Here is a 26130-nt window from a genome sequence, read left to right as displayed (position 1 = left end):
CTGAACACGTATTTTCCTGGTCACAGAGAATATTGGTTTCTTCGATAACCTGCTGGCGTATCCCGAACCTGAGCCGCAGAATGGGAGCGTGTACGTGTCCGCAGAGACCTTGACGATCGTCATCAGCGCGATCGGCATCGTGCTGACCCTCGGGGCGAGCCTGTTCGCGGGTTTCGCCTGGATGGTGCGCCACATCGACGAGCGCATCGACGCCGTCGACAAGAAGCTCAGCGCCCGCATCGACTCCGTCGAGGAGAAGCTCGGCGCCCGCATCGACGCCCTGGCCGACGAGGTCACCGGAGTGAAGATCGCGATCGCGAGGCTCGAAGGACCGCCCCGCCACCTCGTCACCGCGAGCAGCTAGCGCAGGACGAGGGCCGCAGCGCCGATGAGCGGACCTTCGTCGCCCAGTCCCGACCGCACCACGCGCGCCTTGCGCGAGTATTCGTGGGCGGCGCTCGCGCTGAGCGCCTGCTGCACGAGGTCGATGTAGTCGTCGGAGACGCGGGAGAACCCCCCGCCGATGGCGACCGTGTCGAGGTCGACGAGGGTCGCGGCATCCGCCAGCGCCTCGCCGACGGCCTTCGCCGAGCGCTCGATCGCGGCGCGCGCGACAGCGACGCCGGCTGCCGCATCCCGGGCGAGATCCTCGCCGGTCGCGCCGTTCCAGCCCTGCTGCTGCGCCCAGGCCGCACTCGCGGGGCCGGAGGCGATCTCCTCGAGCGTCAGTCCGCCCTCACGGCGCACCTGGCCCAGATGGCCGGCATTGCCGGTGGCACCGGGGATGTAGGCGCCGTTCACGACGAACCCGCCGCCCACACCCGTCGACACGACGATCGACAGGGACGCACCGGCATCCTGCGTGGCACCGAGCCACGATTCGGCGAGCGCGAGGGCTCCGCCGTCGTGCCCGAGCACGGTCGGCACCTCGCGCCCCACGCCGGCGGACGCCGCCTCGCGCACTGCCGCGGCCAGACCGAAACCCTGCGCCAGAGGCATGTTCACGGGCATGATCGCGCCTGCGACGCGGTCGATGGGTCCGGCGCTTCCCGCTCCGGCGCCGACGATCTCGGCACCGTCGGGCAGGGCGGCGAGCGCGTGAGCGACGATCGCCTGCACGGCGGCGGTCAGCGACTCGAAGGTCGCTTCGCGGCCGGTCGCCTGCCTGCTGCGACTGCCCACGACGAGCGCGCCGTCTTCGCCGACGAGCGCGGCCTCCATCTTCGTGCCGCCCACATCGACGGCCAGGGCGTAGCGCGTCACTGCGGGTCGAGTCCGAGGTCGTCGAGGTCGAAGGCGGCACGCCACTCGAGGCCCTCGGCTTCGATCGCGGCCTGGGCGCCGGTCTTGCGGTCGACGATGACGGCGACGGCGACGATCTCGGCGCCTTCGCGACGGAGGGCCTCCACGGCCTTGAGGGCGGACTGGCCGGTCGTGGAGGTGTCCTCCAGCACGACGACGCGCTTGCCCTTGACGTCGGCACCCTCGATCTGACGGCCGCGGCCGTGGTCCTTCGGCTCCTTGCGCACGACGAACGCGTCGAGGGGGCGGTCGGCGGCGACCGAGGCGTGCAGCACCGAGTTCGCGATCGGGTCGGCGCCGAGCGTGAGCCCGCCGACGGCGACGATGTCGAGGTCGCCGATGAGGTCGAGCATGATGCGCCCGATCGCGGGAGCGGCCCGGTGATCGAGGGTGAGCTTGCGCATGTCGACGTAGTACGTCGCCTTCTTGCCGCTGGAGAGGGTGAAGTCGCCGTGGAACACCGCCTCGTCCTTGATCAGGTCGAGAAGCGTCTGGCGGTCTGCGTCGAGTGCGGTCACGGCATCCAGTGTAGAAGCACGGTTGAACCGGCCGAGCCGGGTGGCATATGATTCCGTCATACGGAAGTTAGCGTTCGCTGTGTGAATAGTTGAGATCGAGAAGAGGAGACATCGTGTCTACCCACCGCCAGATCGCCGCGATCAACTACGAGACGGCCGTCCGCGCCGTCGCCATCGCGATGGAGGTGGGAGAGAGCCACGGCGTCAAGACCGTCGTCGCCGTCGCCGATCCCTCGATGACGCTCATCGCCTACGGCATGACCGATGGAGCCACCCCGCACAGCGCCGAGACCAGCCGCCGCAAGGCCGCGACCTCGGCATCCACTCGTCGTCGCACCGGGATGATCCCGGAAGCGCTCAGCATCACCCTGCCGCTCGCCACCGGCGGTACCCTCACGACCGTCGACGGCGGTGTGCCGATCTTCTTCGGCGACGTGCACGTCGGCGGGCTGGGTGTGGCCGGAGGAACGCCCGTGCAGGATGCGGAGATCGCCCTCGAGACCCTGCAGCGCCTCGGCGCCCGAAGAGAAGGAATGCCCGCATGACCTCGTATCTCACCCGAGCAGACCTCTCGGTGGCCGCGCCGATCGTCGAGTTCGCCGAGGCCTCGCTCGCCGACGCCGGGCGCGACTCCGAGGCCTTCTGGCGCGAGGCCAGTGCGATCATCCACGACCTCGGTCCTCGGAACGCGCAGCTGCTGCAGCGACGTGCCGAGCTGCAGCAGCGCATCGACGACTTCCACCGCGCGAACCCCGGCGCCCCCGATCGGGACGCGTACCGGGCTCTGCTCACCGAGATCGGCTATCTCGTCCCGGTTCCGGATGCCGTCTCCGTGACGACCGAGGACGTCGACGCGGAGATCGCGACGATGGCCGGCCCGCAGCTGGTCGTGCCGCTGCTGAACGCCCGGTTCGCGCTGAACGCCGCCAACGCCCGCTGGGGCTCCCTGTACGACGCGCTGTACGGCACCGACGCCGTCGACCAGACCGGCGACCTGGCTCCCGGCGACCAGCACAACCCGGTCCGCGCCGCCGCGGTCGTCGCCCGCGGACGGAACCTGCTCGACGAGATCGCCCCGCTGGCTGCGGGTTCGCACCGCGACGCGACGGGCTACCGCGTGGACGCGGACGGCCTCGCGGTCCAGACGCCCGGAGGCGACCGCCGCCTCGCCACCCCGGAGGGCTTCGTCGGCTTCACGGGAGAAGCCGCCGCCCCGACCGCCGTGCTGCTGCATCACCACGGCCTGCACGCCGAGATCGTGATCAACCACGAGGGCTCGATCGGGCGCACCGAGGAGGCGGGCGTGCAGGACATCCTCCTCGAGTCCGCTCTCACCGCGATCCTCGATCTGGAGGACTCGGTCGCCGCCGTCGACGCCGACGACAAGGCCCTCGGCTACCGCAACTGGCGCGGGTTCATGGACGGCACGCTCACCGAATCCGTCACCAAGGCCGGACGCACGTTCCTCCGCGAGCTCGCCCCCGACCGCACCTACCGCACGCCCGGCGGAGACGAGCTGACACTGCCGGGACGAGCGGTCCTCTTCGTCCGCAACGTCGGCCACCTCATGCGCACCGACGCCGTGCTCGACCGCGACGGCGAGCAGACCTTCGAGGGGATGCTCGACGCGATCATGACAGCCCTCGGCGCCCTCCCCGAGCTGGACGGGCCGAACCGCGGACGCAACTCGCGCACGGGCTCGATGTACATCGTCAAGCCGAAGATGCACGGTCCGGAGGAGGTTGCGTTCACGGCAGAGCTCTTCGGCCGCGTGGAGCAGCTGCTCGGCCTGCCGGAGCGCACCATGAAGATCGGGATCATGGATGAGGAGCGCCGCACCTCGGTGAACCTCGCGGCGTGCATCGCCGCAGCATCCGATCGCGTCGTCTTCATCAACACCGGATTCCTGGACCGCACGGGCGACGAGATCCACACGTCGCTGCATGCGGGTCCCTTCCTGCCGAAGGCCGGGATCAAGGCACAGCCGTTCATGACGGCCTACGAGGCCCGCAACGTCGCGATCGGACTCGCCGCCGGACTCGGCGGTCGCGCGCAGATCGGCAAGGGCATGTGGGCGGAGCCCGACCTCATGCACGACATGCTCGAGAAGAAGATCGCGCATGTGCGGTCCGGGGCATCCACCGCCTGGGTCCCCTCGCCGACAGCGGCGACCCTGCACGCGCTGCACTACCACCAGGTCGATGCATTCGCCGTGCGGGAGACGTTGCCCGCCGTCGACGAGACCTCCCTGGACGTGCTGCTCACGCCGCCACTCGCCGGAGACGGCGACCTCACGGCCGAGGTCGTCGCCGATGAGATCGACAACAACGTGCAGTCGATCCTCGGCTACGTCGTGCGGTGGATCGACCAGGGCATCGGCGTCTCGAAGGTGCCCGACATCCGCGGCGTCGGGCTCATGGAAGACAGGGCGACTCTGCGCATCTCCAGCCAGCTGCTGGCCAACTGGCTCCAGCACGGGGTCATCACCGAGGCGCAGATAGACGACAGCCTGCGCCGTCTGGCGCCCGTCGTCGACGCGCAGAACGCCGGCGACGCCGCGTACGAGCCGCTCGCCTTCCCCGAAGGCGGCCGGCCCGGAATCGCGTACACCGCGGCCCGGCGTCTGATCGTCGAGGGTGCGGCGCAGCCGAGCGGATACACCGAGCCGCTGCTGCACGGCCTCCGCCGGGAGAAGAAGGCGGAGAAGGCGGCTGCTGTCGGAGCCCGCAACTAGGCTGGTCGCATGCGCTTGGCCACCTGGAACGTCAACTCCATCCGCACCCGCGTCACCCGCACCGTCGAATTCGCCGTCCGCGAAGACATCGACGTGCTGGCGATGCAGGAGATCAAGTGCAAGCCGGAGCAGTTCCCGTACGGCCCGTTCGAAGAGGCCGGGTACCACGTCGAGGTGCACGGCCTGAATCAATGGAACGGCGTCGCGATCGCGAGCCGCCTGCCGATCACCGACGTGCGCACCGCGTTCGAGGGGATGCCGGGCTTCGCGAAGGGCCATGAGGGTCCGGATGCTCCGCTCGAGGCCCGCGCGCTGGGCGTCCTGGTCGACGGCGTGCGGGTGTGGAGCCTGTACGTGCCGAACGGACGCTCGCTCGACGATCCGCACCTCGCGTACAAGCTGCACTGGCTCGAGGCGCTGCGGAACTCCACCGCGGCCGAGCTCGCGGCGAACCCCGAGCTGCCGCTCGCACTGGTCGGCGACTTCAACATCATCCCCTTCGACCACGACAACGGCGATCCCGACATCGTGGTCGGCCGCTCCACGCACGTCTCGCCGCCGGAGCGCGCCGCCTTCTTCGCGTTCGAAGACGCCGGTGTGACCGACGTCGTGCGCCCGCTCCTCCCCGAGGGGTACACGTACTGGGACTACCAGCGGCTCAAGTTCCCGCGCAATGAGGGCATCCGCATCGACTTCGTGCTCGGTTCGCGCACGTTCGCCGATGCCGTCACCGGCGCCTCGATCCACCGCAACGAGCGCAAGGGCGAGCAGCCCAGCGACCATGTGCCCGTCGTGGTCGACCTCGATCTCGGCAAGGCCGAAGACGACGACGACCTGCCGATGATCTTCTCCTGACGCCGCACGGTCGTTGAGCGAGCGAAGCGAGACGAAACGCCATGACGAAATGCGCCTGATCGCCACCGACCTCGACGGCACACTTCTCGATTCGTCATCCCACGTCTCCCCGCGCACGCGCGCGGCGCTGGATGCGGCCCGTGAGCGCGGCATCCACGTCGTTCCGGTGACCGCACGCCAGCCGATCGGCCTGCGCGCGATCGCGGCCGATGCGGCGTTCGACGGGTGGGCGCTCTGCAGCAACGGGGCGTATGCCGTGCACCTGACCGACGGACGGATGCTGTTCGCCGAGGAGCTCCCCGCCGACACGATCCGCACGCTCGCCGAGGCGCTGCGCGCCAGCATCCCCGGTCTGCTGTTCGCGAGCGTGCGCGATGCCGGGGAGACGTTCGTGGCGCAGCACGGCTACGCCGAGATCGCCGACCTCTCCGACCACAAGCGCGACCCGAAGACGATGGGCGGCGTGCCGCTGGAGCAGGTGCTGGACGCGCCGAGCCTGAAGTTCGTGATCCGGCATCCGGAGCTCGCCCCCGCCGCGCTGTTCGACTCCCTGCGCTCCCTCGGCCTCACCGGTTTCGAGGCGACGCTGTCGGGTGCGCCGTTCGTCGAGGTCATGGCCGAGGGCGTCACGAAGGCCACGGGTCTCGCCCGCCTGTGCGCGCACCTCGGCATCGACCGCGCCGACGTCGTGGCGTTCGGCGATGCGCTCAACGACGTCGAGATGCTCCGCTGGGCAGGGCACGGCGTCGCGATGGCCGGAGCAGAGGCCGTCGTGCAGGACGCCGCCGACGAGACGACCGCGTCGAACGACGACGACGGGGTGGCGCAGGTGATCGAGCGGATGCTCGGCTGAGGCCCGCGCGACCTCAGTGCTCGGCGTCACGCAGACGTTCGAGAAGTGGCGGCAGGTCGACGTCGATCGTCCGCCAGAACAGCTGGTCATCCATGGCGACGTAGCCCGCATGAGCCACGATGTTGCGGGTGGCGATGACGCCCCGACGTGCACCGTCGGGCACGCTGTCCAGGTAGACAGCGAAGTCGTCGTTCTCGAACAGGGACGCCACACGCACGATCGCCAGACTCGCCGCCGCGTAGCGCGCAGTGCGCGGCTCGAACTCGTCTGGTCCCCCACGCCTCGCTACAGCCAGATAGCTGTCGATGTCTTCGAGGCTGTCGAGGAATCTGGCGCGTGCGCTCTCGCGCCGATCGACCTCCAGCTCGCCACGGGACGATCGCGGGAAACGCGGAGCCCCATCGTCAGGCTGGTCGCTCACAGAGGCACCAGCTGATCGTCGGTGAGGAACGCCGGGCGGCTCGGGCCGTCGACCACGATGTCGACGGGGAACCCCGTCAGCGCCTCGACATCGGCGACGAATCCTCCGATGTCGAAGTACGAACGATTCGGTTCCACGTCGACGAGCAGATCGATGTCCGACCCGTAGTGATCGGATCCCCGCGAGACGGACCCGAACACTCGGATGTTCGAGATGCCGTACTGCGCGCCGAGGCGCCTGATCGGCGCATCGAACCGCGCCAGGGCGATACCCGGCCGGTAGTCCGCCGCGCGCAGGATCCGCTCCAGCAGCTCCGCAGAGGGCTGACGCTTGCCTCGCTCGATCGCCGCGATGCTCGGCTGGCTCGTCGCCGCGAGTTCAGCGAGCTTCGCCTGCGTCAACGCCGCATCGCGGCGTGCGTCGAGGAGAAGCGCGCCAGCATCCGCCGTGTCGAAGGTCTTCATTATTCGACGATGATATATCCGATCGGCGGCAGAGCGGTCGAGGAATCACATGTCCTCTCTCAGGCCTTCGCGCGACGGCGACGAACCAGCGTCAGGCCGGCGAACAGCAGCAGGAGCGCAGCGGTCGCCGCGACGACCGGCGCGTCCGATCCCGTAGTGGCGAGGGCGCCGGCAGCGCCTCCCGCGCCAGCAGAACCGGATCCGGTACCACCCGCACCCGCTGCCGTGACAGTGAGCGTTGCGCTCGAAATCACGGTGGTCCCGGAAAGCGCGACCAGCGTGTGGGTGCCGGCCGGAGCGCTGGCCGGGATCGTGAACGAGCCCTTCAGCACGCCTCCCGCGTCAGCCGTCAGCGTGCCGAGCACGATCGGGTCCGAGTGGAGTTCGAACGTGATCTCCTGGTCGGGCGTGAAGCCGGTTCCCGAGACGGCGATGCTGCCTCCGGCCTGCACCGTGCCGGACGAAAGTGTGAGCTTCGGCTTCACGGCAGGGCAATCGACCGTCATCGTCGCATCGATCCCCGTGACCACCTGTCCCGCCGCGACCTCGAAAGTCTCCGCGTCGTCCAGCGAGGACGCCCCGCCGTAGTACTGCGTGCAGTAGCCCTCCTTCTCGAACCGCAGCGTGTACGTGCCGGCCGGCAGGGACCCGCCGACGGTGCCGGGCTCGAGGTACCCGGCGAACGAGAAGTCGCCTTCCGTGCCGAGGAATGTGATCTCGTTCCAGGCGTCGTCGCCGAGGAGGTACGCCGTGACCGTCGTGTAGCCGCCCGCGCCGTCTGCGGTGACCGATCCCTGGATGTCACCGCCGAGCGACAGGTCGAAGTCCACGCCCGCGCGGTCCGCGCCCGCGGTGAGGGTGATCGGGGTGGCCTCGGCGGCCGAGGCGACACCGTCGAAGTACTCGGGGGCGTAGATCTGCTCGTACACGTTCGCCGTGGCCCGCAGCGTGTAGGTGCCGGCGGGGGCCTGCACCACGAACGACCCGTCGTCCGCGGTGTACGCCATGGTGACGTACAGACCGTCGCGGAAGACCTCGACGTACGCGTCGCCGGACGGCACGCCCAGCACGCTCACCGTGCCGGTGATCGCCGCGGCACTGTCGAGTTCTGCATCGATCCCCGTGAGCGCCTGACCGGCAGTCACGGTGATCGGCGTGGCGTCTGTCTCCGCGGTCGCGTCCTCCCAGTACTCCGCGATCGCACGTCCGCCCGACGGGGCGAAGCGCACCAGGTAGGCACCCGCGGGGACGGCAGCCGTGTAGGTGCCATCCGGGTTGATCGAGACGGACGTCGGGATGGCGATGGAGCCGGGGCTGGAGAACTGGACTGTTCCGGCGACCGGCGACCCATCCGCGGCGAGAGTCACCTGTCCGCTGACCGTGCCCATCCCGACGAGGGAGGCGTCGATGCCGGCGACCTCGCCCCCCGAAGTGACCTGCACGCGCGTCGCACTGAAGGAGTCGCGAGCGCCGTCCCAGTATTCGGATGCGAGCGAGCCGTCCGGCGACGCGAAGGCCACGGTGTAGCTGCCGGGAATCAGGCCCGCGAAGCGGTACCGGCCCTCGGAGTCCGTCGTCGCGAGTCCGGGAGTGCCCACCAGCGTTCCGGTGTTCGCGTGCACCAGCGCGCCGGCGATCGGCGATCCGTCGCTCTCGCGCGTCACCACGCCGGTGATCGCCCCACCGAGATCCAGGGTGGCGTCGATGCCTGAGATGGTCTCGCCGCCGACAGCAGTGATCCGCTGCGCGCTGTTCCGGTTCGTCGCACCATCCCAGTACTCGGTGACGAAGTCCGTGTCCGAGGTGTCGAAGCGGACGGTGTACTCACCCGCGGGCAGCCCCTCGACCCGATACGTGCCATCGGCTTCCACGAAAGCGAACCCGTTCTGCGAGAAGTCCTCGCTGTTGACGAAGACGCTCGCCGCCGTGACCGGTGATCCGTCCGCCGCCGATGTCACCGTCCCGGTGATCGTCGTCGTCTCCGGATCGGCCGCAGCCGCGGTCGTCGCACCGCCCAGGGCGAGCGCGAACGCCGCCATTCCGCCGAGTATCGCCCGCATCGTCCCGCGTCGTCGCGTCATCGTCCCACCCCGTGAAGGAGGTCGTGCGCGCAACGTTCACGCTGTCCCGCTCGGCCCTCGTACCTCTGCCGAAAATGCGGCAACGGATCGAATCTAGAGGATGCCGGCGGAGGAAGGGAATAGTCGATTCGCCGGACGAACTGGAGCGGAGCCTCTCACTCGTACGTCCCGACCTCCGGCACCTTCTCCGTGCGCCCGTAGCGCAGCAGCGTCACGCCGCCGTCGTCGGTCTTCGCCGGCTCGAGCAGCTCAAGGACCGAAGGCAGTGCACCGTCGTCGAATACCTTCTTGCCGGCGCCAAGGAGGATCGGGTACACCCAGAGGTTCAACTCGTCGAACAGCCCTTCGGCGAGCAGGGTGTGCACGAAGTCGACGCTGCCGATGACGTGCACCTCGCGGTGGTTCTCGCGCATGGCGGCGATCTCCGCGGCGAGGTCGTTGCCGACGCGAGCGCTGCCCTCCCAGTCGAGCGCGAAGCCGGCATCCCGTGTCGCCACATACTTGGGCACGCGGTTGAAGAGCGTGCCGATCTCACCGGATTCACCCTCGGTGTGGTGCGGCCAGTACGACGCGAAGATGTCGTAGGTGCGTCGGCCGAGCAGCAGCGCGTCGAGCTGCCGCATGCCCTTCTCGACCTCGGGCCCGACGCCCGACGAGGGGTGTCCGGCCTGCCAGCCGCTGAACCGGAAGCCGCCCGAGGTGTCCTCGTCGGTGCCACCCGGCCCCTGCGCGACACCGTCGAGAGTCATGAAGAGGTCGATCAGGATGCGACCGGATGCTGCCGTGCTCATGTCGTGCTCCGTACTGTCGGTGCGGCGAATCAGGACTCCGAGACGAACGCTACGCACCCTCGGTCGCACTGTCGATGGGCTTACCGGATCCGCCGCGCGGGGGATGCCACGGCATCCGCTCCCCCATACGGTGGGAGGATGCCCGCCGTCCCCTTCACCCGCACGCCGACCGCCCGAGAGCACCGCAGCGATCTGCTGCTCGCCGGCGTGCTGTTCGTCGGCGCCGTCCTGAGCGCCGGGCTCTCGTCGATCGCTCAGATCTACGGCGATCAGCAGGCCGAACTGTGGACGGCCGTCGTCTACGCCGTGGTCGTCACCGCGCCGCTCGCGTTCCGCCGCCGATGGCCCGGCATCGTCGCGGTCGTCACCGCGACGGCCTACTTCGTCGCGGTGACCGTGAAGATCCCCGAACTCTACGTCGGCAACATCGCGATGTTCATCGGCCTGTACTCGGTGGGCGCGTGGATGAACGACCGCCGACGCGCCATGATCGTGCGCATCGCGATCATCGTCGGCATGTTCGCCTGGCTGCTGATCACGATGTACTACGAGGCGATCAAGCAGGCCGACGAGGCCGATGTCGTCGCGGGCGCCTTCTCGCCCTACATCGCCTTCATGATGATCCAGATCCTGTTGAACGCGCTCTACTTCGGCGGGGCGTACTACTTCGGCGAGCGCGCCTGGCACTCGGCGGCCGAACGCGAGGTGCTCGAGCAGCGCACGAGCGAGCTGGAGCGCGAGCGCGAGGTCACCGCGGCGCAGGCCGTCGCGCTCGACAGGGTGCGCATCGCCCGCGAGCTGCACGACGTCGTCGCGCATCACGTATCGGTCATGGGCGTGCAGGCGGGGGCCGCACGACTCGTGATCGACCAGGATCCGGCGCAGTCCGCGCGCATCCTCGCCGGCGTCGAGGGGTCGGCGCGCGACGCCATCAGTGAGCTGCGGCAGCTGCTCGAGACGCTGCGCACCCCCGGCGGCGACACGGCCGAACCGGCATCCACTCTCACGCTCGATGACATCGCCGAGCTCGCGGCCGCGTCGACCGATGCCGGCCTTCCGACCGAATACGCCGTGATCGGGGAGCCCGCCGCCGTCCCCTCGCTCATCGCCGTGAACCTGTACCGCATCGCGCAGGAGTCGCTCACGAACGCCCGCCGCCACGCGGGCGCCGGAGCGACGGCCGACGTGCGCGTGCGCTACGACGAGGACGGCGTCGAGGTCGAGATCGTGAACACCGGACGCGCGGTCGCCCAGCTGCGACCCGGCCTCGGTCAGCTCGGCATGCGCGAGCGCGCCGCGGCATCCGGAGGCAGCCTCGAGGTGACGCCACGCCCCCTCGGCGGTCTGCGCGTGCGCGCCCGCGTGCCCCTGCCGGCGACGGCCGATGCGAGGAGCACCCGATGACAGACCCGCAGATCCGCGTCCTCCTCGTCGACGACCACTCGATGCTGCGCGCGGGCTTCCGCACGATCCTCGACATCCAGCCCGACATCACGGTGGTCGGCGAAGCGGCGACGGGGGCCGAGGCCGTCGCCCAGGCATCCGCCCTCCTCCCCGACGTCATCACGATGGACGTGCAGATGCCCGACATGGACGGCATCGAGGCGACCCGTCGCATCGTCGCCGATCCCGCCGTCGGAGCGGCGATCGCGATCGTCACCACGTTCGACCAGGACGACTACCTCTATCAGGCGCTGGATGCCGGAGCCAGCGGCTTCCTGCTGAAGAACGCCGCCGCAGAAGACCTGATCGCCGCCGTGCGCGCCCTGGCCGCCGGCGACGGGATGCTGGCGCCCGAGGTCACGCGCCGGGTACTGGCGCGGTTCGCCGGAGCATCCTCCCCTGCGCCTGCGGCCGCCCGACCTCGGAGCGCGACCCCGCTGGCCGAGCCGCTCACCGACCGCGAGGCGGAGGTACTCGCTCTGCTCGCCGACGCGCGCACCAACGCCGAGATCGCGACCGCGCTGTTCATCGGCGAGGCCACGGTGAAGACGCACGTCTCCCGCATCCTGCAGAAGCTGGGCGCGCGCGACCGGGTGCAGGCCGTCGTGCTGGCGCATCGGATGGGTATCGCCTGAGGCGACCGTGGTCGAGTACTGGAATCACAACACCGCGTACCACCCGTGGATCATCGGGAAGGTGTCCGGCATGCGCGCACCCGATGTGCTCGATGTGGGATGCGGCGAGGGGCTGCTGCTGCAGAGGCTCGCGCCTCTGTGCGCCACGGTGACGGGCATCGAGCCCGACCCGGGAGCGGCCGAGCGCGCGAGTGCTCGCGTGCAGCACACGCCGAACGCATCCGTCACGACATCCGACTTCCTGGCCTTCGACGCCGGCGACCGCCTCTTCGACGTCATCACCTTCGTCGCCGCGCTCCATCACATGGACACGCGATCGTCTCTGGCGAAGGCCAGGGCGCTCCTCCGCCCCGGCGGGAAGCTGCTCGTCGTCGGGCTGGCCGCCAACCGGACGTTCGCGGACTGGGTGCTCTCGGCCTTCGCGCTGCCCTGGGTGCGGCTCGGATCGATGCTCCACCGGGAGTCGCGCGACATCGGCGTCCCCACGGCAGAGTCCACGGAGAGTGTGGCGGAGATCCGCGCCATCGCTCATGAGTCGCTCCCCGGCGCACAGCTCAGACGCGGCCTCTACTACCGCTACATGCTGTCCTGGACGAAGCCGACCGCGGAGGCCGACGGCGCTGTCGCCGACCCTCCGCGATAACCTCGTACGCATGCCCGGCGCCGCTCCCCTGTCCCGCCCGATCCTGGCGGGCGTGGTGACCGCGCTGGTCGGGTTCACCAGCTCGTTCGCTGTCGTGCTGACCGGACTCGACGCGGTCGGGGCGACTCCCGCGCAGGCGGCGAGCGGACTGCTCGCGGTCAGCCTCACCATGGGGCTCGCCTGCATCGTGCTCGCGTGGCGCTATCGGATGCCGATCACCGTCGCGTGGTCCACTCCCGGTGCGGCGCTGCTCGCGGCGACCGGCGCCGTCGAAGGAGGATGGTCGGCGGCGGTCGGCGCGTTCCTCGTCACGGCCGCGCTGATCCTGCTGACGGCGCTCTGGCCCACGCTCGGTGCGCTCATCGCCCGCATCCCGCCGTCGATCGCACAGGCGATGCTCGCCGGCGTGCTCCTGCCCCTGTGCCTCGCTCCGATCACCGGCATCGTCGCGAACCCGTGGGGCGTCGTCCCCGTCGTGCTCACCTGGCTGGTGTTCGCGCGCCTCGCGCCGCGCTGGGCCGTGCCCCTCGCGTTCGTCGCCGCAGCCGTCGTGGTCGCCGTGTCGCTGGTCGGGGAGAAGGCGGCGTTCGATCCGGCCGTCCTGCTGCCGCACGTCGAGCTCACCGCGCCGACGTTCACGATCGGCGCGCTCGTCGGCCTCGCGCTGCCGCTGTTCATCGTGACCATGGCGTCTCAGAACGTGCCGGGCATCGCGATCATGCGCAGCTTCGGATACGAGGTGCCCTGGCGTCCGGCGATGCTCGTGACCGGGCTCGGCACCGCGCTCGGCGCCACCGCGGGCGGCCATGCGATCAACCTCGCCGCCATCAGTGCGGCTCTCGCCGCGTCTCCGGATGCCGACCCCGACCCGAAGCGCCGCTGGCTCGCCGGCGTCTCGACCGGGGCGTCCTACCTCGTGCTCGGCGGCTTCTCGGCCGCCTTCGCCGCCCTGGTGACGCTCGCACCAGAGGCGGTGATCCCCGCCGTGGCCGGCCTCGCGCTGTTCGCCGCGTTCGGCGCCGCCGTGCAGCAGGCCATCGACGACCCGGGCGAGCGGATCCCCGCCGTCGTGACCTTCCTCGTCGCGGCATCCGGCATCTCGGTGCTCGGCGTCAGCGCCGCCTTCTGGGCACTCGTCGCCGGGCTGGTCGTGCGCGCGGCGCTCACCCTTCGACGAGCTCAGGGCCCCAGACCAAAGGGCTGACCCTTCGACAAGCTCAGGGACCCAGACCACAGCGCTGACCGCGATCCGCCGTCGGGATGACATCCGACTGTCCGCCGCGCGGGGGATGTCCCGGCATCCGCCTGTCCCTAGCGTGGAGACATGACAGGCAAACTCGAACTCGCGGGCATCACCAAGAGCTACGGCTCGCGGCGAGTGCTCGATGACGTGTCCTTCACGGTCTCGCCCGGGCGGCTGACCGGTTTCGTCGGCGGCAACGGCGCCGGCAAGACCACCACGATGCGGATCGTCCTCGGGCTGCTCTCGTCCGACGGCGGCACCGTCGACCTCGACGGCGCGCCCCTGACCGCCGCCGACCGCCGCCTTTTCGGCTACATGCCGGAGGAGCGCGGGCTCTATCCGAAGATGAAGGTGCTCGAGCAGATCGTGTATCTGGCCCGCCTGCACGGCTACGGCAAGGCCGAGTCGACGGCGCGTGCGACCGAGCTGCTCACCGAGCTGGGCCTGGGCGAGCGGCTGAACGACACGATCGAGTCGCTCTCGCTCGGCAACCAGCAGCGCGCGCAGATCGCCGCGTCGCTGGTGCACGACCCCGAGGTGCTGATCCTCGATGAGCCGTTCTCGGGCCTCGACCCGCTCGCGGTCGACGTGGTCGCCGGCGTCCTGCAGGCGAGCGCGGCGAAGGGGGCGTCGATCCTCTTCTCCTCGCATCAGCTCGATGTCGTCGAGCGCCTGTGCGACGACCTGGTGATCCTCGCCGGCGGAACGGTCCGCGCCTCCGGCTCCCGCGACGGCCTCCGCGCCGAGCATGCCCGCGACCGCTACGAACTCGTCTCCACGGGCGACGCCGGCTGGCTGCGCACCGAACCGGGTGTCACGGTCGTCGACTTCGAGGGCGGCTACGCGCTCTTCGACGCCGACGGACCCGAGACCGCACAGCGCGTGCTGCGCTCCGCCGTGGAGCGCGGAGACGTCGCGAGCTTCGCCCCCAAGCATCCGTCCCTCGCGCAGATCTTCAAGGAGGTCATCCAGTGAGCACTCCCACCAGCCCTTCGACAAGCTCAGGGACCCACGGCACACCCACCGTCGCGAACGGCATCTGGCTCGTCGCCGAGCGGGAGATCGGTTCCAAGCTCCGCAGCAAGGCCTTCCTCATCTCCACCGGCATCCTGCTGCTGCTGGCCCTCGCCGGCATCGTGATCGGCGGATTCGCGAGCAAGAACGCCGCCACCGAGACGATGCCGGTCGCCGTCACGTCGCAGACCTCCGCCGCCGTCTCGGCCCTGCCGAACGTCACGGTCACCGAGGTCTCCGATCAGGCCGAGGCCGAGAAGCTCGTCCGCGACGAGAAGGTCGACGCCGCCGTGCTTCCGGGCACCGGCGCCTCCGACTTCACGATCGTCGCGCTGAAGGATGCGCCGGGCGACCTCGTCGCAGCGCTGTCGCAGGCGCCCGAGGTCCAGATCCTGGAGCCTGCGACCACCAACCCTCTGCTGCGCTACTTCATCGCGATCGCGTTCGGCATCGTGTTCATGGGCGCCGCGGCCACGTTCGGCGGCACGATCGCCCAGAGCATCGTCGAGGAGAAGCAGACACGCGTGGTCGAGGTGCTGTTGTCGGCCATCCCTGCCCGCACGCTGCTGGCGGGCAAGGTGATCGGCAACACGATCCTCGCGATGGGGCAGATCCTCGCGCTCGCGGCGATCGCCACGATCGGCCTGATCGTCACCGGTCAGCGCGAGGTGCTCTCCACACTCGGGTCGCCCATCATCTGGTTCGCGGTATTCTTCCTGTTCGGGTTCATCCTGCTCGCCGCCCTGTTCGCGGCGGCGGCCTCGATGGTGTCGCGTCAGGAGGACATCGGGTCGACCACGACCCCGATCACGATGCTCATCATGGCGCCGTACGTGCTGGTCATCATCTTCAACGACAACCCGCTGGTGCTGACGATCATGTCGTACGTGCCGTTCTCGGCTCCGGTCGGGATGCCGATGCGGCTGTTCGTCGGCGAGGCGCAGTGGTGGGAGCCCCTGCTGAGCCTCGTGATCCTGCTCGCGAGCTGCGTGGCGGCGATCGTGATCGGCGCGAAGATCTACGAGAACTCGCTCCTCAAGATGGGATCCCGCGTCAAGCTCGGCGAGGCCCTGCGCGGCTGACTCCCTCCCGACACGACCTTCCGACACGACCTACCGACACGACTTCGGATGCCGCGGCCGACACGCCGCGGCATCCGTCGTATCAGACGCCGTGTCGCGATCGATCTCCGAACTTGTGTCGGCGGACGGGAGTCGGCCGGGCTGCCTCCGAACTTGTGTCGGCGAGGGGGACCCGGGCTGCCGTCAGATCACGCCGTCCGTGAGCGTGGTCGGGTTGCCGAAGCGGTGGTTCGTGATCGACACGGCCTGCTCGTGCAGGAAGGGCAGGATCTCGACGCGACCCGCACCCGTGACGGCGTGCGACCAGACGGCGACATCCGGGCTGCCGTCCAGGGCATCGAACAGAACCGACGCGTCGCCGCCGACGAGCCGCAGGCGCTGCCAGGAGCGCTGCGCCTTGGCGTAGCGCTTCGTCCATGCGGCATCCGTCTCGTGCTTCACGGTCACGCCGTGCGCGCGCAGCGTCTTCTCGACGCGCGACGGCAGCGCGGGTGCCGACACCGTGAACGGGCTTCCGCTGCGGAGCGCTGCGGCGAGCACGCGGATGCCGTCGACCAGAGGCGCCTGCTCCGCGATGCGCACGTCGACCGCGACCGGACGGTACCGGAAGAGGTTGCGCTCGACCCCGAGGCCCGACTTGTCGGTGACGGCGCCGAACTCGTCGACCCAGGCCCGCTCGTCGGATGCCGCGGCGCGATGCACCCAGGCGGACTCGACGGGGTCCAGGTCGGGGGTGGCGGCCGCGAGGAGGGCGTCGACCGCCGGCAGGACGGCTGCGTCCGCAGCCGCTGCCGGGAGCTCGGCCGCGACCCACTCGCCCAGGCCGAAGAGGTAGTTCGGTCCGCCGGCCTTGGCCCCGGCACCCACCGCGGAGCGCTTCCAGCCGCCGAAGGGCTGGCGCTGCACGATCGCGCCGGTGATGCCGCGGTTCACGTAGAGGTTGCCCGCCTCGACACGGTCGAGCCAGGTCGAGACCTCGTCGGAGTCGAGCGAGTGAAGCCCTGCCGTGAGACCGTAGTCCACCGCGTTCTGCAGACGGATGGCCTCGTCGAGGTCCTTCGCGTGCATCACGCCGAGGACCGGGCCGAAGAACTCGGTCAGGTGGAAGTACGAGCCCTCGCGCACCCCGGTCTTCACACCGGGAGTCCACTGCTTGCCCTCGGCGTCGAGCTTGCGCGGCTCGACGAGCCAGCGCTCGCCCTTCTCGAGTTTCGTGAGCGCCGTCAGCAGCTTGCCGTTCGCGGGCTCGATGATCGGTCCCATCTGGGTGGCGGGATCGTCGGGCAGGCCCACACGCATCGACCTCACGGCATCCACGAGCTGACGCTCGAACCTCTTCGACTCGGCGACCGACCCGACGAGGATCACGAGGGAGGCCGCGGAGCACTTCTGCCCCGCGTGCCCGAACGCGCTCTTGGCGACGTCGGCCGCAGCCAGGTCGAGGTCGGCCGACGGCGTGACGATGATCGCGTTCTTGCCACTGGTCTCGGCGAGCAGCGGAAGGTCGGAGCGGAAGGAGCGGAACAGCTGCGCGGTCTCGTAGGCCCCCGTGAGGATCACCCGGTCGACCGCGGGGCTCGCGACCAGACGCGTGCCCAGGTCGCGCGAGGCCAGATCGACGAGCGCGAGCAGGTCGCGCGGCACGCCGGCGGCCCACAGCGCCTCGACCATGACGGCGCCGCAGCGCTGCGTGAGCTTGGCTGGCTTGATGATGACGCCCGAGCCCGAGGCCAGGCCGGCGAGCACACCGCCGGCGGGGATCGCGACCGGGAAGTTCCACGGCGGCGTGACGACCGTGACCTTCGACGGCACGAACTCGGCACCCGAGACGGCCTCGAGGTCGAGCGCGCGCTCGGCGTAGTAGTGCGCGAAGTCGATCGCCTCACTGATCTCCGGATCGGCTTCCGCGATCGTCTTGCCGGCCTCGTGGGCCATGATCTCGATCAGCTGACCGCGGCGGGCCGCGAGCTCGTCGCCGGCGCGGTGCAGCACGGCGGCGCGCTCGGCGGCGGGCCGAGCCGCCCACCTCTCGGCGGCGGCGGTCGCGGCGGCGAAGACATCGTCGAGCTCGGCATCCGTCTCGACCTTGGCGATCGCGATGGAGTCGAGACCCAGAGTCGAGCTCACCGACCGGCCGAGGATCTCGCGCCCCCAGGTGCGGTTGGCGGCGAGGGCGGGGTCGGTGTCGGGCTGATTGTCGAAGCCGGTGGTGCCGGCTTCGGCTGCGTTCTCAACCTGCCGGTTCTGCACGCGGTGGGATGCCGGCACCGAGCGGTCGGCCTCGAGACCCGCGAGCGAGCGTTCGAACCGCTCCCGCTCGCGCGTGAGCAGAGTCGGGTTCGAGGCGAGCTCGAACACGGCGGACATGAAGTTCTCCGGGCTCGCGTTCTCCTCGAGACGGCGCACGAGGTACGCGATCGCGACGTCGAACTCGGCCGGGTTGACGACCGGCGTGTAGAGGAGGAGGCGCCCGACGTCCTTGCGGACGGCCGCGGCCTGACCGGTCGCCATGCCGAGGAGCATCTCGTACTCGACGAGGGGCTCCGCGTCGGCCTGGGCCCCTGAGCCTGTCGAAGGGCCGGCCACGCCCCGCGCCTGCGCGAGCAGCCAGGTGTAGGCGATGTCGAAGAGGTTGTGCCCCGCGACGCCGATGCGCACGGCATCCAGGCGCTCCGGCGTCATCGCCCAGTCGAGCACGCGCTTGTAGTTGGTGTCGGAGTCCTGCTTCGTGCCGTAGGTCGCGAGCGGCCAGCCGTGGATCGCGGCGTCGACCTCTTCCATCGCGAGGTTGGCGCCCTTCACGACGCGCACCTTGATCGGCGCTCCGCCCTTGGCGCGGCGGGCCGCTGCCCACTCCTGCAGGTGCTGCATGGCTCCGAGCGCGTCGGGCAGGTAGGCCTGCAGCACGATGCCGGCCTCGAGGTTCTCCAGCCCCGGCTGGTCGAGGATGCTCGTGAAGGCCGCGATCGTCAGGTCGAGGTCGCGGTACTCCTCCATGTCGAGGTTGATGAACTTCGCCTTGCCCGCAGCCTCCGAGCGCGCCGCGAGCTGGTACAGCGGGGTGAGCTTGGCGACGACATCCGCCACCGCCTCGTCGAACGACCACATCGACAGCTGGCTGACGACGCTCGACACCTTGATCGACACGTAGTCGACGTCGTTGCGGGCGAGGAAGTCGCTGGTTCCCTGCAGGCGGCGGCCTGCCTCGCGTTCGCCGAGCACAGCCTCGCCGAGGAGGTTCAGGTTGAGCCGGTTGCCGGTCTTGCGCAGCTTCGCGATCGCGGGACCGAGCTTCGAGGGAGTCGCGTCGAGCACGAGGTGCCCGACCATCGCGCGCAGCACGCGGCGCGAGATCGGGACGACGATTCCGGGCAGCTTCGGCGCCCAGAATCCGCCGGTCTTGATGGCGGCCCGCAGGTAGCCGGGCAGCAGGGTCGGGGTGATCTCCGAGATCTCGGCGAGCTTGCGACCGGCGACGCGCAGATCCTCGGGACGCATCACGCCGTCGACGAAGCCGACGGTGAAGGCCAGGCCGTTCGGATCCTTGAGCACCTCGGACAGCCGCTGGGCGGCGGGCTCGACGGGGTAGGACTCGCTCTCGGCGAGCCAGCGCTGCACGAGGGCGGCCACCTCTTCGGTACGCGGGGTATCGGTGCGCGGGGCGGTGTCGACGTCGACGGTCATGGCGGGCCTTCCGGAGTGAGCGCACACCCGGGGTCGTGTGCGGCTGGATCATTGTCCGTCCGCTCGGTAGGCTCCGTCTATCAACCGAATTGCGTGAATTCTGTTCACTCAAGCTGAACGAACGGATCGGCCATGCTCGACGTCAATCGTCTGCGGATGCTGGTGGAGCTCTCGCGTCGCGGCACGCTCTCCGCCGTCGCCGACGCCTTGTCCTACAGCAAGGCCTCGGTGTCGCAGCAGCTCAGCGCCCTGGAGCGCGACGTCGGCGTCCCGCTCCTGCGCCGCGTGGGCCGCGGAGTGCAGTTCACACCGCAGGGGAACGTGCTCGTCGCCCAGGCCATCGGCATCCTCGACCAGCTGGAGCACGCCGAGGTCGCGGTCGCGGAATCGCTCACCGAGGTCACCGGAACCGTGCACATCGCCGTGTTCCAGTCGACCGCCCACTCGCTCCTCCCCCAGGCGCTCGAGGCGCTCAAGGATCGACACCCAGCGTTGCGTGTGCAGGTCACCGAGAGCGACCCCGAGACCGGCCTCGTCGGCGTCTCGAGTCGCGACTTCGACCTGATCCTCGCCGAGCAGTACCCGGGGCGCACGCGCCCGATCCATGCCGACCTCGACCGCGTGCTGCTGGCGCACGACGCGATCGCGCTGGCCCGCCGACCCGGCAGCGCGGCGAGTGCGGAGCGCACGGATGCCGTCGCCGCCCTGTGGTCCACCCGCGCCGAGCCGTGGGTGCTCGAGCCGGAGGGCACGGCCTCTCGCGCCTGGGCCGAGCAGCTCTGCCGCACCGCGGGCTTCGAGCCCGACGTGCGCTTCGAGATCGCCGACCTCACCGCGCACGTGCGCCTGATCCATGCCGGGCTTGCGGTCGGCCTGCTGCCCGAGCTCGTGTGGGCGGGCGACACCCCGACGGTCGACCTGACGCCGCTGCCCGAAGACCCGCGTCGCGAGATCTTCTCCTCAGCACGGCGGGTTTCGGCGGCGGCGCCGTCGATCAGGGCCGTCCGCAGCGCCCTCGCGGATGCGGCCTCGCACAACCTGCCGGAGTAGCCGGCATCCGCTCCCCGCTCCTCGGCAGGGACACAGCCGACGCACAGTCGCCGCCACGACAGCAGGCCTATCGTTGCTCGAGTGCTCCGCTCCCCGCTCCGTCTCCCACCCGCACGGTATTTCGCCCTGACGTGGGGTTTCGCGGACCAGCACGGCGGGATGACGGCCGCCATGCTGCGCCGCTCGCGCTCCTTCCGGCAGATCGGCGGGGTGGATGTCGACATCCTCACGCTGGACGACCGCCCCGACTACCCGGAGTACGCGGAGCGCCTCCGTGCGTCGGGTGAGCTCATCGACGGACTGAGGATCCGCAACCTCTGGGACGAGCTGCGGGAGAAGCTGCCCGCCCCGCGCGGAGCGATGCCGCCGGTCCCGGAGCTGCTGCGCCCCGAAGACGGCGACGTCGTGGCGTCGCACGGCGGCACGGTCCTGAGCCGGGTGCGGCGCGGTGCGGACGGCAGGCTCGTCGCGGTCGACCGGTTCCGCCGCGACGGCTCGCTGCTCGCCACCGAGCGCTCGGACGCCGACCGGAAGATCGTGCTGTACGCCGTCGACGGCACCCCGATCCGGTCGTGGAAGACGAGCTGGGGACTGTACCGCTGGTGGTTCGACCGTCTCACCGGCGGCAAGCCGAGCTTCCTCCTGGTCGACTCGAAGACGGCGGCACGGTCGGTCGCCGGCTACCGGCGAGACAACGTCACGACCGTCCACATCGTCCACGCCTCGCACCGCCAGGGCGGGCGGGCGGGAGAGCTGCGGCCGACGCGCGAGTACGTCATGCGCCGCGCGGGCGAGTTCGACGCGATCGTCGTGCTCACCACCCGGCAGCAGGCGGATCTCGCGGACGACCTCGTCGGCGTCGAGGCGAGGATACGCACGATCCCGAACGGCGTGGACCTTCCCACGGACGTCGACATCGCCCGCGAGGCCGGGCACGGCGTCGTCGTGGCCTCCTTGAACACCCGGAAGCGCCTCACCCATGCCGTCGAGGCGCTCGCCGCCGCGCACGCCGCGGATCCGCGGGTCGAGGCGGACATCTTCGGCGAGGGTCCGCGCGAAGCCGTGATCCGGCGGCGCATCCGTCGGCTCGGCGTCGAGGATGATGTGCGCCTGCGCGGTCACGATCCGGCCGCGCGCCTGTCGTTCCGCACCGCCAGCTTCAGCCTGCTGACGTCCACCTCGGAGGGTCTGCCGCTCGTGCTCGTCGAGAGCATGGCCGCCGGATGCATCCCGATCGCCTACGACATCCGTTACGGCCCGGCAGACATGATCCGCGACGGAGTCGACGGCTTCCTCATCCCCGAGGGGGACATCGATGCCATGGCGCGGCGGATCGTCGAGCTGCAGTCGATGCCGCCCGCGCAGATCGAGGGCATGCGTCGGCGCGCGATCGCCAAGGCCGCCGAGTTCTCGGATGCGGCGGTGACGGGCCGCTGGTCGCGAGAGCTGCGCGCGGCATACGACGCCAAGCTCCTCGCCGCCGCACGTGACCAGCCTCTCTCGGTGCGTCTGCGGCGGCGCGCCGGCATCCTGCGTCGAAAGGTCCTCTGGACACTCGGTCGCTGAGGAATATACATGCGCATACATGTGTTCTGACCCCTGTAAGCCGGACGACGGAGTCCGATCGACTCCTTCGAAAGGCATCACCGTGAGCACTCCCGTCATCGATCGCACCGCGCCGACCGAGCACCCCGTCCTCGACGTCCTGGCCGGGCGCTGGAGCCCCCGCGCGTACGACGCGCAGAACGCGATCGACGAGGCCAAGCTCGCCACCGCGCTCGAGGCCGCCCGCTGGAGCCCGTCCGCGAACAACTCCCAGCCGTGGCGCTTCATCGTCGCCCGCCGAGGCACCGCCCTGCATGCCCAGGTCGTGAACGCGCTGATGGGCTTCAACCAGACATGGGCCGGCAACGCGGGCGTCCTCGTCGTCGCGATCGCCGAGACCGCGGCAGCCGACGGCACGCCGATCACCCACGCCGTCTACGACCTCGGTCAGGCCGTGGCCCACTTCTCCGTGCAGGCTCACCACGACGGTCTCGTCGTGCACCAGATGAGCGGCTTCGACGCCGAGGCCGTGCGCGAGTTCGCCGACCTCGAGGCCCGCTTCGTGCCGATGACCGTCATCGCCGTCGGCGAGTTCGGCGACGTCGAGAGCCTCCCCGAGGTCCTGCAGCAGCGTGAGGTCGCCCCGCGCGTGCGCCGTCCGATCGACGAGACGGTCCTGCTCAGCGCCTGATCGCCCCGCCAGCGAGGCCCCCGGACCGATGTCCGGGGGCCTCGTTAGCGTGAGGTGATGGACTCCTTCCTCCGCATCACCGGAGCGCGGACCAACAATCTGCGCGACGTATCGCTCGACGTCCCGAAGAAGCTGATGACCGTGTTCACCGGCGTCTCCGGATCGGGCAAGTCATCGCTCGTGCTCGACACGATCGCCGCCGAGGCGCAGCGCCTCGTGAACGACTCGTACTCGACCTTCATCCGCTCTCGGCTGCCGCAGATGCCGGCTCCGGATGTGCAGGCGATGGACGGCCTGACCTTCACGGTGCTCATCGACCAGCGGCGGTTCACCGGGAACGCCCGCTCGACGGTCGCGACCGCGACCGACCTCGCCTCTCTGGTGCGGCTGGTGTTCTCGCGGATCGGATCCCCGTCCGCCGGCTACTCACCGGCGTACTCCTTCAACGACCCCTCCGGCATGTGCCCCACCTGCGAGGGACTCGGCACGGTGTACGACATCGACCTCGATGCGCTCATCGATCAGGAGAAGAGCATCGACGAGGGGCCCGTGCGCTTCAGCCTCTTCCGGCCCGGCGTGTACCGCTGGAAGCGATTCGCATACGCCGGCCTTTTCGATCGACAGAAGCCGCTGAAGGACTACACCGCCGAGGAGATGAACCTCTTCCTCTACGCGGATCAGCTCAAGCTGACCGACCCCGATCCGCGGTTCCCGCAGAGCGCGCGGTTCGACGGCGTGGTCACCCGCATGCGCGCGGTCTTCCTGAAGCAGCGCCCCGTGAAGATGTCCGCGCAGGTGCGCGAGGAGCTCGACCGCCTGGTGACCCACCACACCTGTCCCGACTGCCAGGGCGCCCGCGTGAACGCCGCGGCGCAGGCGAGCCTCATCGACGGGCACTCGATCGTCGACTGGATGCGGATGCCGGTGGCCGAGCTGCGCGCGCTGCTCGACGATCTCGCCGACGCCAGGGTCGCGCCGGCCATCGACGGCATCCGTCATGTGCTCGACGCGCTCCTCTCCGTCGGGCTCGGCTATTTGACGCTCGGCCGCGAATCATCGACGCTGTCGGGTGGAGAGGCCCAGCGGGTGAAGATCGTTCGGCACCTCGGGAGCGCACTGACCGACGTCACCTACGTGTTCGACGAGCCCAGCACCGGACTCCACCCCGCCGACATCCAGCGCCTGGTCGCGCTGCTGCAGCGCCTGCGCGATGCCGGCAACACGATCCTCGTCGTCGAGCATCATCCGCAGGTGATCGCGGTCGCCGATCATGTCGTGGACCTCGGTCCCGGCGCCGGCTCCACGGGCGGCCTGGTGCAGTTCGAGGGTTCCCCCGCCGCGCTGCGCCGGAGCGACACCCTGACCGGACGGCTGCTCGCGGAGCCGCTGCGCCCCGCGGAGACGGGCCGGGAGCCGCGAGACCGCGTCACCGTGCGCGACGCCCGCTCCCACAACCTTCAGGGCTTCGACGTCGACGTCCCCGTGGGCGTGCTCACCGCGATCACCGGGGTGGCCGGTTCCGGCAAGAGCTCGTTCGCGACGGTGGAGCTGCCGCGGCAGCATCCGGAGTTCACCGTCGTCGGCCAGGATCCGCTGCGCGGCGGCATCCGCTCGACCACGCTGAGCATCCTGCGCATCGCCGACACCGTCCGGGAGGTGTTCTCCGCAGCATCGGGCCTCGACCCGTCGTGGTTCAGCTTCAACGGCAAGGGCGCCTGCCCGACGTGCCGCGGACGCGGGCACATCACGACCGAGCTCGCGTTCCTCGACGACGTCTCGCTGCCCTGCGACGCCTGCGGGGGGCTCCGATTCAACGACACGGCGCTCGAGGTCCGCGTCGGCGGCTCGTCGATCGCCGATGTCCTCGCCTCGACCCCGGAGGCGGTCAGCGAGCTGCTGAGCGATCACCCCGACGTCGTGGCGGCGCTCGACTGGGTGCAGCGCACCGGACTCGGATACATCCCGGTCGGTCGCTCGCTCGACACCCTGTCCGGGGGCGAGAAGCAGCGCCTGCTGCTCGCGCGGCACCTCAGCGACCCGCATCGCGATCCCGCCGACCGGATCATCCTCGACGAACCGACCTCCGGGCTCCACCCGAACGACGTCGACACGATCAACCGCCTTTTCGACGATCTGCTCGACGACGGCGCGACGCTGGTCGTGGTGGAGCACAACATGCGGGTCGTCGCGCGCGCGGATCACGTGATCGACATCGGCCCGGGAGCGGGCTCCGACGGCGGGCGGCTGATGTTCGCGGGGACTCCGGCCGCACTCGCGGCCGACCGGGACTCGCTCACCGGACGCGCGCTCGCTTCGAGCTCTGTGCGTGCCGGCTGATCAGCGGGTGAGGGCGCGGCGACGGGCGGCGTCGAGGAGCTCCAGGTCGATCTCGACGTGGCGCTGCGCGATCCGCCCGGCATCGTCGACGCGGCTGTCGACGATCGCCGCGACCAGCTCGCCGTGCTCGCGTCCGGCGCGCTCCTCCATCGCCGGACGGCTCGCCGAATCGCCCCAGGGGTGGGCAGGCGCGATGATCGTGAACCGACGTTCGTGGTCGAGCACGATCGCGGACAGCGTCTCGTTGTGCGCGGCGGCGATGATCGCCAGGTGCAGAATGCTGTCGGCCTGCTGACGAGCGGCCCCGCTCTCGGCCTGCCGGAAGTCGTCGAGGCGCTTCTCGAGCCGCTCGATGTCGTCGTCGGTGCGGTTGCTCGCCGCGAGACGAGCGATCGCGCCGTGGAGGTGCGTCCCGGCGATCGCGGCGTCGACGAGCTGCGGCCACTGCTCTTCGAACCAGCGGGCGACGGCGGCGACCTCGGAGCTCGGCCACTCCTCCGTGACGAAGGAGCCGCCCGACCTCCCCCGCTGCTTCTCCAGGATGCCCCTGCCGACCAGACGTTCCAGGGCGGCTCGCGTGGTGGTGCGGCCGACTCCGAGCGAGCGAGCGAGATCGCGTTCGGCCGGCAGACGGGCTCCGGGGAGGAATTCACCGATCGCGACGGCGGTGATCAGCCGGTCGGTGATGCGATCGATCAGGGTCTCGTCGGTCTCCGTCATGGCCCTCCCAGTGTTTCATCAACG

At 70.2% G+C, this 26130-nt stretch carries 23 protein-coding genes; 15 read left to right on the top strand and 8 right to left on the bottom strand.

All coding sequences use genetic code 11. The annotated features are described in order from the left end of the window. The first annotated feature begins 88 nt into the window (after positions 1–88). Positions 89–364: a hypothetical protein gene (locus tag ABS642_RS16945; RefSeq protein WP_350351034.1), complete on the top strand. Its 276-nt coding sequence runs from the start codon at positions 89–91 to the stop codon at positions 362–364. On the opposite strand, the gene ABS642_RS16940 is transcribed toward ABS642_RS16945, so the two are convergent. Continuing rightward, entirely contained in the window at positions 361–1263 is a 903-nt protein-coding gene (locus ABS642_RS16940) for an ROK family protein (protein WP_350351033.1), read from the bottom strand. The two genes, ABS642_RS16945 and ABS642_RS16940, sit on opposite strands and share 4 nt — an antisense overlap. Continuing rightward, positions 1260–1820, bottom strand: a complete 561-nt coding sequence (pyrE, locus tag ABS642_RS16935; RefSeq protein WP_136057453.1) for an orotate phosphoribosyltransferase — start codon at positions 1818–1820, stop codon at positions 1260–1262. The genes ABS642_RS16940 and pyrE overlap by 4 nt, the downstream gene beginning before the upstream one ends. A gap of 113 nt (positions 1821–1933) precedes the next feature. Here pyrE and ABS642_RS16930 point away from each other — a divergent pair, with 113 nt between their 5' ends. The 4 genes from ABS642_RS16930 to ABS642_RS16915 are packed head-to-tail and all read left to right on the top strand — an operon-like array spanning position 1934 to position 6262. Then, positions 1934–2365 (top strand): heme-binding protein, encoded by a 432-nt coding sequence (locus ABS642_RS16930; protein WP_282215700.1) that lies wholly within the window; start codon positions 1934–1936, stop codon positions 2363–2365. Then, positions 2362–4554 carry a malate synthase G gene (locus tag ABS642_RS16925; protein ID WP_350351032.1) on the top strand — a complete coding sequence of 731 codons (2193 nt, stop codon included), beginning with the start codon at positions 2362–2364 and terminating at the stop codon, positions 4552–4554. The genes ABS642_RS16930 and ABS642_RS16925 overlap by 4 nt, the downstream gene beginning before the upstream one ends. Positions 4555–4563: 9 nt before the next feature. Beyond that, the gene (locus ABS642_RS16920; protein WP_282215698.1) at positions 4564–5409 is read left to right on the top strand and encodes an exodeoxyribonuclease III; all 846 of its coding nucleotides are present in this window, start codon (positions 4564–4566) and stop codon (positions 5407–5409) included. Positions 5410–5458: 49 nt separating this feature from the next. Next, positions 5459–6262 carry a Cof-type HAD-IIB family hydrolase gene (locus tag ABS642_RS16915; protein ID WP_350351031.1) on the top strand — a complete coding sequence of 268 codons (804 nt, stop codon included), beginning with the start codon at positions 5459–5461 and terminating at the stop codon, positions 6260–6262. 13 nt (positions 6263–6275) lie between these two features. Here the strand turns inward: ABS642_RS16915 and ABS642_RS16910 are convergent, their stop codons facing one another. The 4 genes from ABS642_RS16910 to ABS642_RS16895 all read right to left on the bottom strand — a co-directional run bounded on the left by ABS642_RS16910 (position 6276) and on the right by ABS642_RS16895 (position 10019). Beyond that, on the bottom strand, positions 6276–6683 hold the full coding sequence (locus ABS642_RS16910) for an antitoxin (RefSeq protein WP_350351030.1): 408 nt from the start codon (positions 6681–6683) through the stop codon (positions 6276–6278). Then, positions 6680–7147 (bottom strand): XRE family transcriptional regulator, encoded by a 468-nt coding sequence (locus ABS642_RS16905; RefSeq protein ID WP_282215695.1) that lies wholly within the window; start codon positions 7145–7147, stop codon positions 6680–6682. Before ABS642_RS16905 ends, ABS642_RS16910 begins: the two co-directional genes overlap by 4 nt. A gap of 59 nt (positions 7148–7206) precedes the next feature. Continuing rightward, the gene (locus ABS642_RS16900) at positions 7207–9228 is read right to left on the bottom strand and encodes a carboxypeptidase-like regulatory domain-containing protein (RefSeq protein ID WP_350351029.1); all 2022 of its coding nucleotides are present in this window, start codon (positions 9226–9228) and stop codon (positions 7207–7209) included. A gap of 155 nt (positions 9229–9383) precedes the next feature. Continuing rightward, positions 9384–10019, bottom strand: a complete 636-nt coding sequence (locus tag ABS642_RS16895) for a dihydrofolate reductase family protein (protein WP_350351028.1) — start codon at positions 10017–10019, stop codon at positions 9384–9386. Between the two features lie 138 nt (positions 10020–10157). On the opposite strand from ABS642_RS16895, the gene ABS642_RS16890 reads away from it, so the two are divergent. From ABS642_RS16890 to ABS642_RS16865, 6 genes are all read left to right on the top strand, one after another. Continuing rightward, positions 10158–11423: a sensor histidine kinase gene (locus ABS642_RS16890; protein WP_282215689.1), complete on the top strand. Its 1266-nt coding sequence runs from the start codon at positions 10158–10160 to the stop codon at positions 11421–11423. Continuing rightward, on the top strand, positions 11420–12097 hold the full coding sequence (locus ABS642_RS16885) for a response regulator transcription factor (RefSeq protein WP_350351027.1): 678 nt from the start codon (positions 11420–11422) through the stop codon (positions 12095–12097). The genes ABS642_RS16890 and ABS642_RS16885 overlap by 4 nt, the downstream gene beginning before the upstream one ends. A 70-nt stretch (positions 12098–12167) precedes the next feature. Further along, positions 12168–12740, top strand: a complete 573-nt coding sequence (locus ABS642_RS16880; RefSeq protein ID WP_350351026.1) for a class I SAM-dependent methyltransferase — start codon at positions 12168–12170, stop codon at positions 12738–12740. A gap of 10 nt (positions 12741–12750) precedes the next feature. Next, on the top strand, positions 12751–13944 hold the full coding sequence (locus ABS642_RS16875) for a benzoate/H(+) symporter BenE family transporter (protein ID WP_350351025.1): 1194 nt from the start codon (positions 12751–12753) through the stop codon (positions 13942–13944). A gap of 120 nt (positions 13945–14064) precedes the next feature. Next, on the top strand, positions 14065–14958 hold the full coding sequence (locus ABS642_RS16870; protein ID WP_282215685.1) for an ATP-binding cassette domain-containing protein: 894 nt from the start codon (positions 14065–14067) through the stop codon (positions 14956–14958). Positions 14959–15020: 62 nt separating this feature from the next. Further along, the gene (locus ABS642_RS16865) at positions 15021–16079 is read left to right on the top strand and encodes an ABC transporter permease (RefSeq protein ID WP_350353456.1); all 1059 of its coding nucleotides are present in this window, start codon (positions 15021–15023) and stop codon (positions 16077–16079) included. Positions 16080–16262: 183 nt separating this feature from the next. Here the strand turns inward: ABS642_RS16865 and ABS642_RS16860 are convergent, their stop codons facing one another. Next, on the bottom strand, positions 16263–19763 hold the full coding sequence (locus ABS642_RS16860) for a bifunctional proline dehydrogenase/L-glutamate gamma-semialdehyde dehydrogenase (protein WP_350351024.1): 3501 nt from the start codon (positions 19761–19763) through the stop codon (positions 16263–16265). A gap of 132 nt (positions 19764–19895) precedes the next feature. Here ABS642_RS16860 and ABS642_RS16855 point away from each other — a divergent pair, with 132 nt between their 5' ends. The 4 genes from ABS642_RS16855 to ABS642_RS16840 all read left to right on the top strand — a co-directional run bounded on the left by ABS642_RS16855 (position 19896) and on the right by ABS642_RS16840 (position 25386). After that, entirely contained in the window at positions 19896–20813 is a 918-nt protein-coding gene (locus ABS642_RS16855) for a LysR substrate-binding domain-containing protein (RefSeq protein ID WP_350351023.1), read from the top strand. A gap of 81 nt (positions 20814–20894) precedes the next feature. Then, positions 20895–22379 (top strand): glycosyltransferase, encoded by a 1485-nt coding sequence (locus ABS642_RS16850; RefSeq protein ID WP_350351022.1) that lies wholly within the window; start codon positions 20895–20897, stop codon positions 22377–22379. Between the two features lie 82 nt (positions 22380–22461). Beyond that, on the top strand, positions 22462–23049 hold the full coding sequence (locus ABS642_RS16845; protein ID WP_282215681.1) for a nitroreductase family protein: 588 nt from the start codon (positions 22462–22464) through the stop codon (positions 23047–23049). 57 nt (positions 23050–23106) lie between these two features. Next, a complete protein-coding gene (locus tag ABS642_RS16840) occupies positions 23107–25386 on the top strand; it encodes an excinuclease ABC subunit UvrA (RefSeq protein WP_350351021.1) in 2280 nt (759 codons plus the stop codon). Here ABS642_RS16840 and ABS642_RS16835 read toward each other — a convergent pair whose 3' ends face one another. Beyond that, positions 25387–26106 (bottom strand): FCD domain-containing protein, encoded by a 720-nt coding sequence (locus ABS642_RS16835; RefSeq protein ID WP_350351020.1) that lies wholly within the window; start codon positions 26104–26106, stop codon positions 25387–25389. It lies immediately after the preceding gene. Between the last annotated feature and the right edge of the window lie 24 nt (positions 26107–26130).

It is taken from the genome of Microbacterium sp. A8/3-1 (genome assembly GCF_040267695.1).
In the GTDB taxonomy this organism is placed as follows: domain Bacteria; phylum Actinomycetota; class Actinomycetes; order Actinomycetales; family Microbacteriaceae; genus Microbacterium; species Microbacterium luteolum.
Note: the sequence above shows the minus strand (reverse complement) of the source record. Positions and strands in the feature narration are given on the sequence as shown.